Genomic DNA, 16,752 nt, shown 5'->3' with positions numbered 1-16,752 from the left:
CGTGGTGGTCGGCGTGGGTGTGTCGCTCGGCGCCTGGTTGCTGCCGCTGTCGGCCATGCGGCACGGCAGGTACGGCGAGCACAAGAACGGCGGGGTCGACGTTGTCGTCGAGTACCGGCACCACGGCCACTGGACGACGAAGACCTACGAGGACACGAGTCTCGAGAAGGCGGCCTCCATCGCGAAGGAGAAGTGCCACGGCGGCAACTGGAGGGCGTAGTACAAGGACGCCCGCCAGATCGACCGCACCGGCAAGTCGGACAAGGTCTGCGAGAAGCGGGACGTGAAGGTCTACTTCGAGCAGGACGAGGACCGGCACTGGGACAAGGACAAGGACTGGCGCGACAAGAAGCGCCGAGCCCGATCCTGGCGCACTGACGGGGAGGGGCCCGACCGGGGATGACGGTCGGGCCCCTCCCGCACGTCCCGGCAGGCCACGTCGCGGCACCCAGCTCGCCCGCCCGCGGCGTCCCCGATGGTAGCTTGGTGCTCAGTCCACGTACTTTTCTCATCATCAACGGAGGCGGGCATGAGTCATTCGGTAGGCCCCAGCACGGGCGGGACGTCTGGAGCGAGGTCGGAGCACTCCGACCCCGGATCGGCGTCCATCCTCGACGTCGTCAAGGTCTTCGCCCGGCTGCTGCCCAAGCAGCTCAAGGACGAGGCGCAGCTCGCCAAGCTCGAGCTCACGGAGAAGGCGAAGACGCTGGGCAAGGGCGCGGCCTTCGTCGTCGTCGGCCTGGTCTTCCTGCTGCTGGCCACGATCGCCCTGGTCGGTGCTGCGATCGCCGGCCTGTCGCAGATCATGCCGGCCTGGCTCGCGGCCCTGCTGCTCGCCGTGCTGTTCCTGATCATCCTGGCCGTCGCGGCGCTGATCGGGGTGTCCACCATCAAGAAGGCCCTGCCGCTCGTGCCGCGCAAGGCCGTCTTCGGGACGAAGTACGATCTCGGCGTGGTCAAGGAGGGCTCCGCCTACACCGAGAGCCGCGTCCAGCGCGAGGAGCAGCTGGCCCGCGAGCGCAAGGAGCAGGAGAAGCGCGAGGCCGCGCAGGACCCCGCCCAGCAGAAGCCCCCGGCACCCACCGAGGAGCAGCTGCGGCACCGGCTCAAGCTGCGCCGCGAGCACCTCAAGACGCTGCGCGACGACGTCCAGGGCCGTGCGGAGACCATCCAGTCCGCGACCAAGGGCTTCGTGGACCGCACCAGCCGCACCGTGAAGACCACCCCGAAGGACGTGAAGAGCCTGCTCGTCCAGGGCGGCGCGAAGCCGCGCTCGTCCGCCCGCACCGGGCCGTCCGGCCTCGGCGATCGGTGGCAGCCGCTGACGGTGCTGGCCGTGGCGGGGAGCGCGTTCGTCGTCTTCCTCCGCAAGCTGTTCCGGTGACGTCGCCGTCCATGGGCCGACCGTGGACGAGCGCACCGGTCGAAGGCCCGGAAGCCACAGGCTTCCGGGCCTTTCCCGTGCGTTCACCGGGTGTCCACGCGACCCGGGGCGGACGGGCGGGCCGGCTCGCTAGACTCCCGGTCGTGACGACAGATCGGTGGGTGCCATGAGCCAGTGGCTGGCCGTCGCCCTGGCACTGCTCTCGGCCGTGTGCCTGGCCGTCGGGACGCAGCAGCAGGGCAGCGCCGTGGCCGACGTCGCGCACGGACGGCTGGGCCCGCGCAGCATCCCGGTGCTCCTGCGCCGTCCCCGCTGGCTGCTCGGGCTGACCCTGCTGGGCTTCGGCACCGGCCTCAACGTCACGGCGCTCGGACTGGCCACCGTGACGGTGGTCCAGCCGATCGGCGTCGTGGCCCTGGTCATCACCACGCTGCTGCACGCCCGGCACCGCCGGCTGCGGATCAACCGGCGCACCTGGGCGGCGATCGGGCTGTGCACCGCGGGCGGTGCGGTCTTCGTGACGTGCGCCGTGACGGCGACCGACCCCGCCCAGGGCATCTCGCAGTGGGCCGAGCACACCGTGGTGGTCATGCTCGTGGTGCTGACCTGTGTCCTGGGAGTCTCCGCCGCGATGTTCGGCCGCAGCCTCGGCGGGACCTTCTACGTGGTGGGGGCCGGCATCCTCTACGGCTTCGTGGCGGTGCTCGTGCGGCTGACGCTCATCCGCATCCAGGGCAGCGCCGGGACGCCGCTGGACGACGTCAACTGGCTGGCGGTGGCCACCGCCGTCGTCGCGGCCGTGCTGGGCGGGTGGTTCGTGCAGACGGCGTTCGCGGCGGGACCGCCGGACCTCGTGATCGCGGGTCTGACCGTGATCGACCCCATGGTGGGCGTCCTTTTGGGGATGCTGGTCCTGGGCGAGGCGGTGCCGGGCTTCTCCGTTCCGCTCGGGGTGCTCATGGCCGCGGCAGGCGGCGTTGCTATAGTCGGGGTCGCCGTGCTCTCGCAGCACCACCCGGAGGTGCTCGAGCGCCGCGCCGAACTCGCACGGCAGGACCGGGCGCAGGCCGGCCCCGGGTCCTCGGCACCGCACCCCGCAGCACCCGACCGCCCAGCACACGACCGACCGGGAAGACACGCTTGAGCGCCCACACTCCGACCGCCGACCGCCCCTTCACCGTCCTCCTGGGCGCCGAGACCTACCCGCCGGACGTCAACGGAGCCGCGCAGTTCGGGCACCGTCTCGCCCGGGGCCTGCACGAGCAGGGCCACCGCGTGCACGTCCTGTGCGCCCGCCCCGGGCCCGGACCGTCGTACCGGGCCGATGACGACGGCGTGGTCGAGCACCGCCTCCGCTCCCACCGGGCCTTCACCCACCCCTACTTCCGCCTGTGCCTCCCGTGGCAGGTCGCCGGGGAGATCCGCCGCGTGCTGGACGAGGTGCGCCCCGACGTCGTCCACGTCCAGAACCACTACATCATCGGCCGGATGCTGTTGCGGGAGGCCCGGCGGCGTGGCATCCGCACCGTGGCCACCAACCACTTCGTCCCCGAGAACCTGGAGCCGTTCCTCCCGTTCCCGGCGTGGGTGCTCAACCGCTACCGCGCGGTGTCGTGGCGCGACATGGTGCGGGTGTTCGGCTCCTGCGACGTGGTGACCGCGCCCACCCCCCTCGCGGTGGAGGCCATGCGCCGCAACGGCTTCCCCGACACCGTGCTCGCCGTGTCCAACGGGATCCGGATCGCCGACTACGAGGCCCACGAGGGCGACCGGCGGCAGCCGGCCGGGCACCCGACCGTCCTGTTCGCCGGCCGGCTGGCGGTCGAGAAGAACGTGGACGTGCTCATCGAGGCCCTCTCCATGCTGCCGGCCGAGCTCGACGCCCGCCTGGAGCTCGTGGGCGACGGCGAGCAGCGTCCCGCGCTCGAGAAGCTGGCGCGGGCCCTCGGGGTGGCCCAGCGGGTCCGCTTCCTGGGATACGTCCCCGACGAGGACCTGCGCGCGGCCTACCTCCGGGCCGACGTGTTCTGCCAGCCGGGCACGGCCGAGCTGCAGTCGTTGGTCACCCTCGAGGCGATGGCGGCGTCCCGGCCCGTCGTCCTGGCCGACGCGCGGGCCCTGCCGCACCTGGCCGAGGACGGCGTCAACGGCTGGCTCTTCACCCCCGGCGACGCGCAGGACCTGGCGCGCAAGCTCGCCCTCGTCCTGGGAGCCCCGCCCGAGGAGCGCCGGAGGATGGGCCGGGAGAGCCGCCGCAAGGTCGCGCAGCACAGCTTCCCGCGAACCCTGGAGACCTTCTTGCGGCTCTACCGCGGGGACCAGCCGGAGCCCTCGTACCACCGTGCCGCCGGACCGCGGCGGATCCGGCGGAGGCTGGCCTCGCTCGTGCGGTAACGTGGTGCTGCGCCGCCGGGCCCGTTCCGGCGCGGGGCCGTAGCTCAGCTGGTCAGAGCAGAGGACTCATAATCCTTCGGTCGTGGGTTCAAGCCCCACCGGCCCTACCCGTCACCCCTTCCACCGTGCACCTGCCGGTGGGAGGGGTGCTCCTGTCCGCCCGGCCCGCCCACCGGGTGCGCGTCCCTCGCGGATGTGGTGCACTGGTGGTCCGATCCGCGCACCACCCACCGAGAGGACGCCGAGATGAGCCGCCGCACGCCGTGGAGCCTCCTGTCCGTCGCCGCCCTGGCGCTCGCCGCCCTGACCGGCTGCGACACCACCTCCGAAGAGGTCGAGCAGGGCGCCGACGAGGTCCAGCAGGAGGTCGAGCAGGGCGCCGACCAGGTCCAGGAAGGCGCCAAGGACGTCGTCGAGGAGGTCGAGCAGGGCATCGACGACGCTCAGGACGACAAGGGCTGAGCGGCCGCGCGCAGCGTCTCGGGCACGGGCAGCAGCACCGACGGCTCGAGCGCGCCGACGAACTGCAGCGGGTTGACGTACTCGCCGTCCCGGCGCACGCCCCAGTGCAGGCACGTGCGCGGGCCGCAGTGGTCGCGGCCTCGCAGCGCGCCCACGACCTGACCGCGTCGCACCCGGTCCCCGGCGACCAGAGCCGACTCGACGGGCTCGAAGCTCGAGCGCACGCCCCCGCCGTGGTCGAGGGTGAGCACCGGGCGGTCCACCACGAACCCCACGAAGCTCACCGTTCCCGCCGCCGGGGCGCGCACGATCGCGGCGGAAGCGGCGTCCAGGTCCACGCCCCGGTGGCCCTGTGCCCACCGCTGGGCGGGCGGAACCCACTCGCCCACCACGGCCGGCCGCGGTGACAGCGGCCACGCCCACCCCCGCGCCGCCGAGCCGGGGGAGGGGAGCGCGCCCCCGAACACGAGTGCCAGCACCAGCGCCCCGGCCGGGACGGTCCCGGATCGCACCGTCCCGGATCGCACCGTCCCGGATCGCACCGTCAGGTTGCGCGGCGGGCGCAGGCGTCGGGAACGCAGGATGGGCCGGACGGTCATGCTCCCACTGTCGGGCCCCGGTGCCGGGTGAAGTGCCGCCCCGCACCGTGCTGTGGACGCATCCGGAGCCCCTCCGGCAGCCCCCGGCCGTGTGCAGGGCGGACGAGGCCCTGTAGTACACTTGACCCCGCAGTGTGCTCTGACGCGCCCTCGTGGCGCGCCCTCGCGACCCTCCCGGACCCGGCCCCGACGCCGGAGCCGGCGGCGCGGAGGAGAGCAGCTGACTTCGCGCGCAGCGCCGCCGGGACCTCCTGTCCCGGTCCGGCCGCCCCGGTCCGCGTTCCCCGTCCCGGCGGGGTGCGGCACGGCGGTCGGGGAACGGGCCCCACAGGGCCCGCCCACCGCTGCGCCAGGGGCTCGTCCGCCGGACGCAGCCGAGAACCGAACCCGCGGGCCGGGCGTCGTCGCACGCCCTCCCGCACGAGAGACCAGGAGACGACATGTCCGTCGTTACCATGCGCCAGCTCCTCGACAGCGGCGTGCACTTCGGCCACCAGACCCGCCGCTGGAACCCGAAGATGAAGCGCTTCATCTTCACCGAGCGCAACGGCATCTACATCATCGACCTCCAGCAGTCGCTGTCCTTCATCGACCGCGCCTACGAGGCCGTCAGGACCACCGTGGCCCACGGTGGCACCATCCTCTTCGTCGGCACGAAGAAGCAGGCCCAGGAGGCCATCGCCGAGCAGGCCACCCGCGTGGGCATGCCCTACGTGAACCACCGCTGGCTCGGCGGCATGCTCACCAACTTCGCCACGGTCTCCAAGCGCATCGAGCGCATGAAGGAGCTCGAGGAGATCGACTTCGACGACGTCGCCGGCTCGCAGTACACGAAGAAGGAGCTCCTGCTCCTGCGCCGCGAGAAGGAGAAGCTGGAGCGCACCCTCGGCGGCATCCGCAACCTGACCAAGGCCCCGTCCCTGATCTGGATCGTGGACACCAAGAAGGAGCACCTCGCGGTGGACGAGGCCCAGAAGCTGGGCATCCCCGTGGTGGCGATCCTCGACACCAACTGCGACCCCGACGAGGTCGCCTTCCCGATCCCGGGCAACGACGACGCCATCCGCTCCGTCAACCTGCTGACCCGCGTGATCGCCGACGCCGTGGCCGAGGGCCTCATGGAGCGCCACAACAAGAAGTCCGGCGGCGCCGACCAGGCCGCCGAGCCGATGGCCGAGTGGGAGCGCGAGCTGCTCGAGCAGCACGCCGCCGAGCAGACCGCCACGACCGAGGCGCCGGCCGAGACCGCCGCCCCGGCCGAGGCCGAGACCGCCGCCGCGACCGAGGCCCCGGCCGAGACCGAGGCTCCCGCCGAGGCCGCTGCTCCGGCCGAGACCGAGACCGCCGCCGAGTAGTCTCCGTCCACCGTCCGCTTTCCCCGGCGGGGCGTCGTCCCCGCCCGAGGCCGGCCGGGGCTGGCCCACGCCTGCCCCGGCCGGCACCACCGACAGAGTGAGGAGTTTCCATGGCGAACTACACCGCCACTGAGATCAAGGCCCTGCGCGAGCGCACCGGCGCCGGCATGCTGGACGTCAAGAAGGCGCTCGACGAGGCCGACGGCGACCTCCAGAAGGCGCAGGAGATCATCCGCGTCAAGGGCCTCAAGGGCGTCACCAAGCGCGAGGGCCGGGCCACGGCCGAGGGTCTCGTCGCCGCGCGCGTCGAGGGCGCCGTCGGGTACATGGTCGAGGTCAACTCCGAGACCGACTTCGTGGCGAAGTCCGCCCCGTTCGTCGAGTTCGGCAACAAGGTGCTCGACGCCGCCGTGGCCGCCGACGCCACCACGCTCGAGTCCCTCATGGACGCCCAGGTGGACGGCAAGGCCGTCTCCGAGCTCGTCACCGAGACCGGTGCCCTGCTCGGCGAGAAGGTCGTCGTCCGCCGCATCGCCCGCGTCGAGGGCGACAACGTGGCCGTCTACCTGCACAAGACCTCCAAGGACCTCCCGGCGCAGGTCGGCGTGCTGCTGGCCGTCGGCGGTGCCGACGCCGGGCAGGTCGCCCACGACGTCGCCGTGCACATCGCCGCGATGTCCCCGACGTTCCTCTCCCAGGAGGACGTGCCCGCCGAGACCGTCGAGTCGGAGAAGCGCGTCGCCGAGGAGACCGCCCGCGCCGAGGGCAAGCCGGAGAAGATCCTCCCGAACATCATCAACGGCCGGCTCAAGGGCTACTTCAAGGACGTCGTCCTGCTCGACCAGGACTTCGCCAAGGACTCCAAGAAGACCGTCGCCAAGGTGCTCGAGGAGGCCGGCGCGACCGCCACGGCCTTCGCCCGCTTCCGCGTCGGCGCCTGACCGGTCTCGTCCGGGCGCCGGTCGCCCGCTCCCGCGAAGGAGGCGTTCCTGCTCTGCAGGGACGCCTCCTTCGTCGTTCCCGGCCCCACCTGCGGCGACGCTCTCGAGGCCCCGGATGCGGGCGTCGGGGGGCAAGTGCGTTCTGTATGCTGAGGGAGGCCCGCCCCCGAGCCAGCTGCACCCTCACGGGGCCGAGCCGGTCCACGCAGCTCCGTCGTCCCCGGGAGGAACCATGCCCACCACTTCTGCCTCCGAGATCAAGGACGAGGCCCTGCGCCTGAGCAGGGACCCCCGGGTCGCGCCCACCCGCCGGCGCGTGCTGCTGAAGCTCTCCGGCGAGGTCTTCGGCGGCGGCTCCATCGGGGTGGACACGCGCGTGGTGCGCGACATCGCCGAGCAGATCGCGGCCACCGTGGGCCAGGTCGAGACCGCGATCGTGGTGGGCGGCGGCAACTTCTTCCGCGGCGCCGAGCTCTCCCAGGCCGGCATGGACCGTTCCCGGGCGGACTACATGGGGATGCTCGGCACCGTCATGAACTGCCTGGCCCTGCAGGACTTCCTCGAGCAGTGCGGGGTAGACACCCGCGTGCAGTCCGCGATCAAGATGGAGCAGGTGGCCGAGGTCTACATCCCGCGCCGGGCCATCCGCCACATGGAGAAGGACCGCGTCGTGATCTTCGGCGCCGGCGCCGGGCTGCCCTACTTCTCCACCGACACCGTCGCGGCCCAGCGCGCCCTGGAGGTCCACGCGGACGAGGTCCTCATGGCGAAGAACGGGGTGGACGGCGTCTACACCGCCGACCCCCGCACCACCCCCGACGCCCAGCGGCTGTCCACCCTCACCTACGGCGAGGCCCTCGCCCGCGACATCCGGGTCATGGACCAGACGGCCTTCAGCCTGTGCCGCGACAACGACGTGACGATGCGCGTGTTCGGCATGGAGGGCGAGGGCAACGTCACCCGCGCCATCCTCGGGGAGCAGATCGGCACCCTCGTCACCGCGTGAGCCGGGGCGGGACGGCCCCCGGCTAGACTGGGGCCAGCACGGCCGGGCGGCGCGGTTCCCGCGCGGCGACCGGCCGAACCCACCCCGCGCGGAGGACTCCGTGCGACACGACGAAGGAGCCCCTACGTGATCTCAGAGACCATGTCCGAAGCGAAGACCAAGATGGGCAAGGCCGTGGACGGCGCCAAGGAGGACTTCGCCGCGATCCGCACGGGCCGGGCCAACCCCTCCCTCTTCTCGAGCGTGCTGGTCGAGTACTACGGCACTCCCACCCCGCTCCAGCAGCTGGCCTCCTTCCAGAACCCCGAGGCGCGCACGCTGCTCATCACGCCGTACGACCGCTCCGCCCTCAACGACATCGAGAAGGCGCTGCGCAACTCGGACATCGGGGCGAACCCCGCCAACGACGGAAACGTCATCCGCGTGGTCATGCCGGAGCTGACGCAGGAACGCCGCAAGGAGTACGTCAAGGTCGTCGGCCACAAGGCCGAGGAGGCCCGCGTCTCCGTGCGCAACATCCGCCGGCACGCCAAGGACCAGATCGAGAAGGCCGTCAAGGACGGCGACATCGGCGAGGACGAGGGCAAGCGCGCCGAGAAGGACCTCGACGCCGCGACCAAGAAGCACATCGACCAGATCGACGAGATGCTCAAGAACAAGGAAGCGGAGCTGCTGCAGGTCTGATGCCGGACCAGCCACGACCGCACCAGGAGACGGAGGCTTCCCCGGGAACCGCCGGGGAGGCCTTCTCCCCACGTGCCCGGCCGGCACCAGCCCCGACCGGCACCGCGACGACCCCGGGCACGCCGGGGCGCCGGCACACCGCGCCCTCGCGCGCCGGCCGGAACCTGCCGGCCGCCGTGGGCGTCGCCGTGGTGCTCATCGGGACCCTGCTCGTGGGGCTGTTCGTCCAGCCCCTCGTCCTGGCGCTCTTCGCCGGGACGGCCGCAGGGATCGGCGTCTGGGAGGTGGGCCGGTCGCTGCGCTACCGCGGCATCGTCATTCCGCGCGTCCCGGCGGTGACCGCGGGCGTGCTGATGCCCCTCGCGGCGTTCGCCGGGGGCGGCGAGGCGCTCATGATGGCCGTCATCGTGGGGCTGACGCTCGTGATCGTCTGGCGGGCCCTGGGGGACCGGGACGGCATGATCCTGTCGATCATGGGCTCCGTCTTCGCCCTGGTGTGGGTGGGATTCCTGCTCAGCATCGCCCTGCTGCTCTACCACACCGACTCGGGCCCCCTGAAGGTGCTCACGGTCATGCTGCTGGCCGTCGGCTCGGACACCTGCGGCTACGCCGTGGGAGTGGTCTGGGGCCGCCACCCCATGGCGCCGCGGATCAGCCCGAAGAAGTCCTGGGAGGGCTTCGCCGGCTCGCTGGGCGGCTCGGTGCTGATCGGCGTCCTGTGCGCCGTCCTGCTGCTCGACCACGCCTGGTGGGAGGGCGCCGTCCTCGCCGCGGTCCTCGTCCTCGCCGCGACGCTCGGCGACTTCTCCGAGTCCATGGTCAAGCGCGAGCTGGGGATCAAGGACATGGGCACCCTCCTGCCCGGCCACGGGGGAGTGATGGACCGCATCGACTCCATCCTCTTCGCCGTCCCCGCCGGGTATCTGCTCTTCGAGCTCTTCGCCGCGAGCGCCTGAGCCGGGCGTCCAGGACCCGCAGCCCATGCCCCCGGAACGCCCAGGAGATCCGCCGGCCACCTCCCGCATCCCGCGGTGCGCCGAGGCGGAGCGCGGCTACGACGTCGTCCAGGTGGACGACTTCCTGGCCGCCGTGCACGCGGCCCTGCAGGACGCCCCGCCCGGTCCCGGACCGGAGCACGGGTCCGGGTCCGTGCTCAGCACACAGGTGCGCGCGGCCGTCTTCGCCGGCGCGCGGGGCGGCTACCGGCCGGAGGCCGTCGACGAGCTGCTGGACGCGGCCGAGGACTCGCTCGCCGCGGCCGAGCGCGAGCGGTGCCTGCGCGCCCGGGGCCCCGAGGCCTGGCAGGAGCACCTCGACGCCCTGACCCGGCTCCTCCGGAACCGTCTCGACCGGCCGCGCACCCAGCGGTTCCGGCGGCCCTCCCGGCCACGGGCCCAGGGCTACTCCGCGGCCCACGTGGACGTGCTGTGCGAGCGCCTCGGCGCCCGGCTGGAGGGTGCCGCCCCCCTCGATCCGGCCGAGCTGCGCCGGGCCGTCTTCCCTCCCGCGCAGGGCGAGCGCAGCTACGAGGAGCAGCAGGTGGACGCCTTCCTGGACCGGGCCGTGCAGCTGCTCCTGGCCTCTCCCTGAACCGGGCCACCCCAGGGGTCTGTGTATACATGCTGCACCGGGTGCCGTCCAGAATCACCCTTTGATGTCATTTCTGACCCCGAAAAGGCAACTTCTGGGTGTTTGACCTTGCTCCTGTGCATACAAAGGCCTAGTGTGGGCCACATCACATGAGGAGGTAGCCCATGTCCAACCAGCCACCCATCGACGCCGACGATCTCGTCGCCGACGTCGACTTCCCCGCGGCCCAGCGGTCGCCAGAGTTCCAGGAGCTGCGGAAGACCCACCGCGGCTTCGTCTTCCCGCTCGCCATCGCCTTCCTGGTCTGGTACCTGCTGTACGTGGTGCTCGCCATGTACGCGCCGCAGCTGTTCGCCATCCAGGTCGTCGGCAACGTCAACCTGGGCGTCGTCCTGGGTCTGCTCCAGTTCGTCACGACCTTTGCCATCACCGGCGCCTACGTCGCCTTCGCCAACCGCAAGCTGGACCCGAAGGCCACGGCCATCCGGGAGCGTCTCGAGCCCAGCCTCGGCACCATCGGCGGCGCCCACGGACAGGAGAACTGACCGATGCACCACGTGTACACCGCGCTCGCACCCATGGCGGCGACCACCACGGAAACGGTCGGCACGCCCTGGATCAACATCTCCATCTTCGGCGCGTTCGTTGTCGTCACGATGGTCATCGTCCTCCGCGCCTCGAAGTCCACGTCCACGGCGGCCGACTACTACGCCGGCGGCCGCGGCTTCAGCGGCACCCAGAACGGGCTGGCCATCGCGGGCGACTACCTCTCGGCGGCGTCCTTCCTGGGCATCGTGGGCGCGATCGCCCTCCAGGGCTACGACGGGTTCCTCTACTCGATCGGCTTCCTCGTGGCCTGGCTCGTGGCGCTGCTGCTGATCGCCGAGCTCCTGCGCAACACCGGCAAGTTCACGATGGCCGACGTGCTGTCCTTCCGCCTGCGCCAGCGCCCCGTGCGCGTCGCGGCGTCCATCTCCACCCTCGCCGTGTCCGCGTTCTACCTGCTGGCCCAGATGGCCGGCGCCGGTGCGCTGGTGTCGCTGCTGCTGGGCATCGGCTCACGGGCCGGGCAGTCGCTCGTCATCGTGGTCGTGGGCGTGCTCATGATCGTCTACGTCCTCGTGGGCGGGATGAAGGGCACCACCTACGTGCAGATCATCAAGGCAGTGCTGCTGGTCTCCGGCGTGGCGGTCATGACCGTCTGGATCCTGGCGCTCTACGGCTTCAACTTCTCCTCCCTGCTCGGTGACGCGGTCGCCGTCTCCGGCAACCCGGCGATCCTCGAGCCGGGCCTGAAGTACGGCGTGAGCGAGACCAGCAAGCTGGACTTCATCTCCCTGGGCCTGGCCCTCGTCTTCGGCGCCGCGGGTCTGCCCCACGTGCTGATGCGCTTCTACACGGTGCCCACGGCCAAGGAGGCCCGCACCTCGGTGGTCTGGGCGATCGGCCTGATCGGCCTGTTCTACCTCTTCACCCTCATCCTGGGCTTCGGCGCGGCGGCCCTCATCGGTGCCGAGCGGATCCAGGCGGCACCGGGCGGCGTGAACTCCGCGGCCCCGCTGCTGGCCTTCGAGCTCGGCGGATCGCTGCTGATGGGCATCATCGCGGCGGTGGCCTTCGCCACGATCCTCGCGGTCGTCGCCGGCCTGGCGATCACGGCCTCGGCCTCGTTCGCCCACGACATCTACACCAGCGTCATCAAGAAGGGCGACTCCGATCCCCGCAAGGAGCTTCGGGTCGCCAAGACCACGGTGGTGGTCATCGGCCTCGTGTCCATCGCGGGCGGCATCGGCGCGCAGGGCCAGAACGTCGCGTTCCTCGTGGCGCTCGCCTTCGCGGTCGCGGCCTCGGCGAACCTGCCGACCATCCTGTACTCCCTCTACTGGCGGCGCTTCACCACCCGCGGCGCGGTCTGGTCGATGTACGGCGGCCTGATCATCTCGGTGGGCCTCATCATCTTCTCCCCGGTCATGTCCGGCACCGAGACGTCGATGATCCCGACGGCCGACTTCGCGTGGTTCCCGCTGCAGAACCCGGGCATCGTCTCGATCCCGGCCTCCTTCCTCCTCGGCTTCATCGGTTCCATGACGGAGCGCCGTCTCGAGGACCCGGTCAAGCAGTCCGAGATGGAGGTGCGCTCCCTCACAGGCATCGGCGCGGAGAAGCCCGTCGCCCACTGACGGATTCCCCGCTCCCACCTGGGAGGACGTCCGGCCCGCCCGAAGCCACGGCTTCCGGCGGGCCGGTCCGTGTCCGGGGACACACGTCGATTCGCCATAGAGAACAGACAGGCGGCTGACCGTCGGCTAGGGTGATGGACAGAAGCAACCTCAGAGTATTCCAGGGATACTCGCCGGTTGCGTACAATGAAAGTCCCTCCCGGGACGGATAAGGAGCCATCATGGGAATCATCAGCTGGATCATCCTCGGCCTCATCGCCGGCGCCCTCGCCAAGCTCATCATGCCGGGCAGCCAGGGCGGCGGCATCATCGTCACCATCGTCCTCGGCATCGTCGGGGCCCTCCTCGGAGGCTTCCTGGGCTCGCTGATCGGCATCGGGGACCTGGAGTCCGCGTTCGACATCGGCACCATCATCACCGCCGTCGTGGGAGCCCTCATCGTGCTCTTCATCTGGGGCGCGGTCTCCGGCCGCAAGGGTCGCGCCACGCGCTGACCCGACCCCGTCGGTCGCCGAGGCCCCGTCCACCGTTTCCGGTGGACGGGGCCTCGGTCCGTCCCGGGCCGGGCACCCCGGCCCGCCGGAGGCGCGGGACCGGGGACGCCGGCTGGGGGATACTGGGGCCATGACGCCCCCCGCCTCCCCTCCACGCGCCCGCCCGACGCCCGAGCTGAGCGCGCTGGCCGCCGCAGGTCCCCGCAGGATCAGCGTCCTCGGCTCGACCGGCTCGATCGGCACCCAGGCGCTCGACGTCGTGCGGGCCGCCCGCGGGCTCGAGGGCGCGGCCCCGTTCACCGTGGTCGCCCTCGCCGCCGGAGCACGCCATCTCGAGCTGCTCGCCGACCAGGCCGTCGAGACCCGCGCCGCGGTCGTGGCGACCAGCGGCACCGGTCAGGACGCCGCCCGGCTGGCCCGTCTGATCGCGGAGCGGGCCGCGGCCGCCGGGGCGGCGGGCTACCGCCCCGGCATCGAGCACGGGCCCGGTGCGGCGTCCGCGGCCGCCGCACATCCCGGCGCGGATCTCGTGCTCAACGGCATCACCGGCTCCATCGGGCTCGCCCCCACGCTGGCGGCGCTGCGGGCCGGGCATAAGCTCGCGCTGGCGAACAAGGAGTCGCTGATCGCCGGCGGCGCCCTCGTGAAGGCCGCCGCCGCGGCCACCGGGGACCCGGACGCCCTGATCCCCGTGGACTCCGAGCACTCGGCGCTGGCGCAGGCGCTGCGCGGCGGCACCGCCGGAGAGGTCGACCGGCTCGTGCTGACGGCCTCCGGCGGACCGTTCCGCGGCCGGTCCCGCGCGGAGCTGGAGTCGGTCACGCCGCAGGACGCGTTGCGCCACCCGACCTGGGACATGGGCCTGATGGTGACGACGAACTCGGCGTCCATGGTGAACAAGGCCCTCGAGGTGCTCGAGGCCCACCTGCTCTTCGACGTCCCCCTCGAGCGCATCGACGTGGTGGTCCACCCCCAGTCGGTCGTGCACTCCATGGTCCAGTTCGTGGACGGCTCCACCCTCGCCCAGGCCTCGCCCCCGGACATGCGCCTGCCCATCGCCCTCGGCCTGGCCTGGCCCCACCGGGTGCCCGGCGCCGCCCGGCCGTGCGACTGGACGCGCGCCACGGAGTGGACCTTCGAGCCCCTCGACCCGGTGGCGTTCCCGGCCGTCGAGCTCATCAAGGCGGCGGGGGAGCGGGGCGGGACCTTCCCCGCCGTGTTCAACGCGGCCAACGAGGAGGCGGTGCACGCCTTCCACGACGGCCGGATCCGGTTCCCCGCCATCGTGGACACGGTCGAGGCGGTGCTGGGCGAGCACGACGACGGCGGCCCGCTGGAGCTCGAGGCCGTGCTGGCGGCCGAGCGCTGGGCCCGCCACCGGGCCCGCGAGGTCCTCGCCCGCTGACGGGACGGGAGCCGCCCCCGCCGCACGTGCTAGTGTGTCGGGCGGATGACGAGTCCCAGCGCGAAGCCCTGGCTTGCTGGGCGGCAACCCTCTCCCGTAGTGGGGTGCCCCAGGTGAACCATCCGGCACCGGCCATCGACGGCCGGCGGCAAGTACGGTCCGACCGCGCACGCGCCCTCCGGCGCGCCCTCGACCGTGGCCGCCGGACCCACGGCGCCGGTCGAGACCTCGGACACCCCGGACCCACGGAAAGGCACCACATGCGATCGCAGCGCCTCCCCCTCCTCGCCCTGGCCACGACCCTCGGCCTCACCCTCACCGCCTGCGGCGGCTCCGGCGGGGAGTCCTCCGGCGAGGGCGCCCTCGCCGACGGCAAGGTCACCATCGGCGTCGTCGGCTCCCACCCGACCCACGACGTCCTCCAGCAGCTGGCCGAGGAGCAGGGCGTCACCGTCGAGTACGTCGACTTCTCCGACTACAACCAGCCCAACCCGGCCACCGAGTCCGGCGACGTGGACATGACCTGGTTCCAGCACGTCCCCTTCCTCGCGGACTACAACAACTCCGCCGGTGGCTCGATCACCCCCATCGGCTCGACGTCGATCTACCCGCTGGGCCTGTACTCCAACGAGCACGACTCCGTGGAGCAGTTCCAGGAGGGCGACGAGATCGCCGTGCCCAACGACGCCGTGAACCTCTCCCGGGCCCTGCTCGTGCTCGAGTCCGCCGGCCTCGTCGAGCTGACCAGCGACACCCTCATCCCCACGGAGCTCGACGTCGACACCGAGGCCTCGAAGGTGCGGGTCACCCCGGTCTCCGCGGAGCAGACGGTGCTCTCCCTCGACTCGGTGGCCGGCTCGGTGATCAACAACGACTTCCTCGCCCGCGCGGACATCGACCCGAAGTCCGCACTGGCCCAGGACGACCCGGAGGCGGAGGGCTCGCGCGCCTACGTCAACCTGTTCACCACGACGGAGGAGCTCGCCGACGACGAGACCCTCCGGCAGGTCGCGGACCTCTACCACGAGCAGGCCGTGATCGACGCCGAGATGCAGGAGACCAAGGACACCGCCGTGCCGCTGCAGCTGGAGCCGGAGGAGCTCCAGGAGCTGACCACCCGCTACCAGCAGGAGCTGAAGGACCAGGAGCAGTGAGCGCGGCGGTCCCCGCCGGGCCGTCCGCCACCGGGCGCCCGGACGAGGTGCTCGTCTCCTTCCGCAACGTCTCCAAGACCTTCCGCACCGGCTCGGGGCGCGCGGCGCGCGAGGTGGTGGCGGTCGACGACGTCAGCCTCGACGTCCGCCGCGGCGAGATCTTCGGGGTGATCGGCTACTCCGGGGCGGGCAAGTCCACCCTCGTGCGCCTCATCAACGGGCTCGAGCCCGTGTCCTCGGGGTCCCTGACCGTGGAGGGCTTCGAGGTGGCCGGGCGGCGCGAGACCGAGCTGGCGCCGGTCCGGCAGGAGATCGGCATGATCTTCCAGCAGTTCAACCTCTTCACCTCCCGCACCGTCGCCGGCAACGTCGAGTACCCGCTCAAGCGGGCCGGCTGGCCGAAGGAGGAGCGCCGGGCCCGGGTGGCCGAGCTGCTCGAGTTCGTGGGCCTGTCCGCGCGCGCCGGCAACTACCCGGAGCAGCTCTCCGGCGGGCAGAAGCAGCGCGTGGGCATCGCCCGCGCCCTGGCCACCAGCCCGAAGCTGCTCCTGGCCGACGAGTCGACGAGCGCCCTCGACCCGGAGACCACGCAGGAGGTGCTGCAGGTGCTGCAGCGGGTCAACCGGGAGCTGGGCATCACGATCGTGATCATCACCCACGAGATGGACGTGGTCCGGGCGATCGCCGACCGCGTGGCCGTGATGCAGGACGGGAAGGTCGTGGAGCACGGCTCCACCGTGGACATCTTCGCCCGGCCCCGCACCGAGACCGCCCGCCGCTTCGTCTCCTCCGTCCTGCACTCGGTGCCCGACGCCCGCGAGGTGGAGCGGCTGCGCCGCGCCCACCGCGGGCGCCTGGTGATCGTGGACGTCGGCGACGGCGTGGACATCGGCGGGGTGCTCTCCGACGGCGCCGCCCGCGGTGTCCGCTTCACCATCGCCTACGGCGGGATCAGCGTGCTCCAGGAGCAGTCGTTCGGGTCGCTGACCTTCGAGCTGACCGGCGAGGACACGGACGTGCAGGCCGTGGTCGACGCGATGTCCCGCATCACGACCCTGAGAGAGGTGGCCGCGTGAACGACTGGTCCGTCCTGGGACCCGAGCT

General features: G+C 72.0%; 18 protein-coding genes, 1 tRNA gene and 1 riboswitch. Of the genes, 18 read left to right on the top strand and 1 reads right to left on the bottom strand.

Annotation, left to right across the window (positions count from 1 at the left end; all coding sequences use genetic code 11):
- Positions 1-13 precede the first annotated feature (13 nt).
- The 6 genes from ACFYE3_RS11705 to ACFYE3_RS11680 all read left to right on the top strand — a co-directional run bounded on the left by ACFYE3_RS11705 (position 14) and on the right by ACFYE3_RS11680 (position 4,240).
- The gene (locus ACFYE3_RS11705; RefSeq protein WP_387609246.1) at positions 14-220 is read left to right on the top strand and encodes a hypothetical protein; all 207 of its coding nucleotides are present in this window, start codon (positions 14-16) and stop codon (positions 218-220) included.
- Between the two features lie 309 nt (positions 221-529).
- Positions 530-1,384, top strand: coding sequence for a phage holin family protein (locus ACFYE3_RS11700; protein ID WP_387609244.1), 855 nt, complete (start codon positions 530-532; stop codon positions 1,382-1,384).
- 166 nt (positions 1,385-1,550) lie between these two features.
- Positions 1,551-2,528: a DMT family transporter gene (locus ACFYE3_RS11695; protein WP_387609243.1), complete on the top strand. Its 978-nt coding sequence runs from the start codon at positions 1,551-1,553 to the stop codon at positions 2,526-2,528.
- The gene (locus ACFYE3_RS11690) at positions 2,525-3,778 is read left to right on the top strand and encodes a glycosyltransferase (protein WP_387609240.1); all 1,254 of its coding nucleotides are present in this window, start codon (positions 2,525-2,527) and stop codon (positions 3,776-3,778) included. Before ACFYE3_RS11695 ends, ACFYE3_RS11690 begins: the two co-directional genes overlap by 4 nt.
- Positions 3,779-3,811: 33 nt before the next feature.
- Positions 3,812-3,885 (top strand) — tRNA-Ile (locus tag ACFYE3_RS11685).
- 139 nt (positions 3,886-4,024) lie between these two features.
- The gene (locus ACFYE3_RS11680; RefSeq protein WP_387609238.1) at positions 4,025-4,240 is read left to right on the top strand and encodes a hypothetical protein; all 216 of its coding nucleotides are present in this window, start codon (positions 4,025-4,027) and stop codon (positions 4,238-4,240) included.
- Here ACFYE3_RS11680 and ACFYE3_RS11675 read toward each other — a convergent pair.
- Positions 4,222-4,839, bottom strand: a complete 618-nt coding sequence (locus ACFYE3_RS11675) for a murein hydrolase activator EnvC family protein (protein ID WP_387609237.1) — start codon at positions 4,837-4,839, stop codon at positions 4,222-4,224. The genes ACFYE3_RS11680 and ACFYE3_RS11675 overlap by 19 nt on opposite strands.
- A gap of 440 nt (positions 4,840-5,279) precedes the next feature.
- Here ACFYE3_RS11675 and rpsB point away from each other — a divergent pair, with 440 nt between their 5' ends.
- The 12 genes from rpsB (at position 5,280) to ACFYE3_RS11615 (ending at position 16,724) form a co-directional block, all read left to right on the top strand.
- Complete coding sequence (gene rpsB, locus ACFYE3_RS11670) at positions 5,280-6,194, top strand: 30S ribosomal protein S2 (protein ID WP_387609235.1); 915 nt, start codon at positions 5,280-5,282, stop codon at positions 6,192-6,194.
- A 110-nt stretch (positions 6,195-6,304) separates the two neighbouring features.
- Positions 6,305-7,135 (top strand): translation elongation factor Ts, encoded by an 831-nt coding sequence (gene tsf / locus ACFYE3_RS11665; protein WP_387609233.1) that lies wholly within the window; start codon positions 6,305-6,307, stop codon positions 7,133-7,135.
- Between the two features lie 232 nt (positions 7,136-7,367).
- The gene (gene pyrH, locus ACFYE3_RS11660) at positions 7,368-8,141 is read left to right on the top strand and encodes a UMP kinase (RefSeq protein WP_387609231.1); all 774 of its coding nucleotides are present in this window, start codon (positions 7,368-7,370) and stop codon (positions 8,139-8,141) included.
- Positions 8,142-8,267: 126 nt separating this feature from the next.
- Complete coding sequence (gene frr, locus ACFYE3_RS11655) at positions 8,268-8,825, top strand: ribosome recycling factor (protein ID WP_368832050.1); 558 nt, start codon at positions 8,268-8,270, stop codon at positions 8,823-8,825.
- On the top strand, positions 8,825-9,781 hold the full coding sequence (locus ACFYE3_RS11650) for a phosphatidate cytidylyltransferase (RefSeq protein ID WP_387609230.1): 957 nt from the start codon (positions 8,825-8,827) through the stop codon (positions 9,779-9,781). The genes frr and ACFYE3_RS11650 overlap by 1 nt, the downstream gene beginning before the upstream one ends.
- A gap of 25 nt (positions 9,782-9,806) precedes the next feature.
- Entirely contained in the window at positions 9,807-10,415 is a 609-nt protein-coding gene (locus tag ACFYE3_RS11645) for a DivIVA domain-containing protein (RefSeq protein ID WP_387609228.1), read from the top strand.
- Positions 10,416-10,579: 164 nt separating this feature from the next.
- Positions 10,580-10,960 carry a DUF485 domain-containing protein gene (locus ACFYE3_RS11640; RefSeq protein ID WP_387609226.1) on the top strand — a complete coding sequence of 127 codons (381 nt, stop codon included), beginning with the start codon at positions 10,580-10,582 and terminating at the stop codon, positions 10,958-10,960.
- A 3-nt stretch (positions 10,961-10,963) separates the two neighbouring features.
- Complete coding sequence (locus ACFYE3_RS11635) at positions 10,964-12,595, top strand: solute symporter family protein (protein WP_387609224.1); 1,632 nt, start codon at positions 10,964-10,966, stop codon at positions 12,593-12,595.
- Positions 12,596-12,816: 221 nt separating this feature from the next.
- Entirely contained in the window at positions 12,817-13,089 is a 273-nt protein-coding gene (locus ACFYE3_RS11630) for a GlsB/YeaQ/YmgE family stress response membrane protein (protein ID WP_017834137.1), read from the top strand.
- Positions 13,090-13,219: 130 nt separating this feature from the next.
- Positions 13,220-14,494, top strand: a complete 1,275-nt coding sequence (dxr, locus tag ACFYE3_RS11625) for a 1-deoxy-D-xylulose-5-phosphate reductoisomerase (protein ID WP_387609222.1) — start codon at positions 13,220-13,222, stop codon at positions 14,492-14,494.
- Between the two features lie 44 nt (positions 14,495-14,538).
- A riboswitch (SAM riboswitch) is annotated at positions 14,539-14,655 on the top strand.
- Between the two features lie 99 nt (positions 14,656-14,754).
- Positions 14,755-15,648 carry a MetQ/NlpA family ABC transporter substrate-binding protein gene (locus tag ACFYE3_RS11620; protein WP_387609219.1) on the top strand — a complete coding sequence of 298 codons (894 nt, stop codon included), beginning with the start codon at positions 14,755-14,757 and terminating at the stop codon, positions 15,646-15,648.
- Positions 15,645-16,724 (top strand): methionine ABC transporter ATP-binding protein, encoded by a 1,080-nt coding sequence (locus ACFYE3_RS11615; RefSeq protein ID WP_387609217.1) that lies wholly within the window; start codon positions 15,645-15,647, stop codon positions 16,722-16,724. Before ACFYE3_RS11620 ends, ACFYE3_RS11615 begins: the two co-directional genes overlap by 4 nt.
- Positions 16,725-16,752 lie beyond the last annotated feature (28 nt).

Source organism: Kocuria arenosa (assembly GCF_042879215.1).
Taxonomy (GTDB): domain Bacteria; phylum Actinomycetota; class Actinomycetes; order Actinomycetales; family Micrococcaceae; genus Kocuria; species Kocuria arenosa.
Note: the sequence above shows the minus strand (reverse complement) of the source record. Positions and strands in the feature narration are given on the sequence as shown.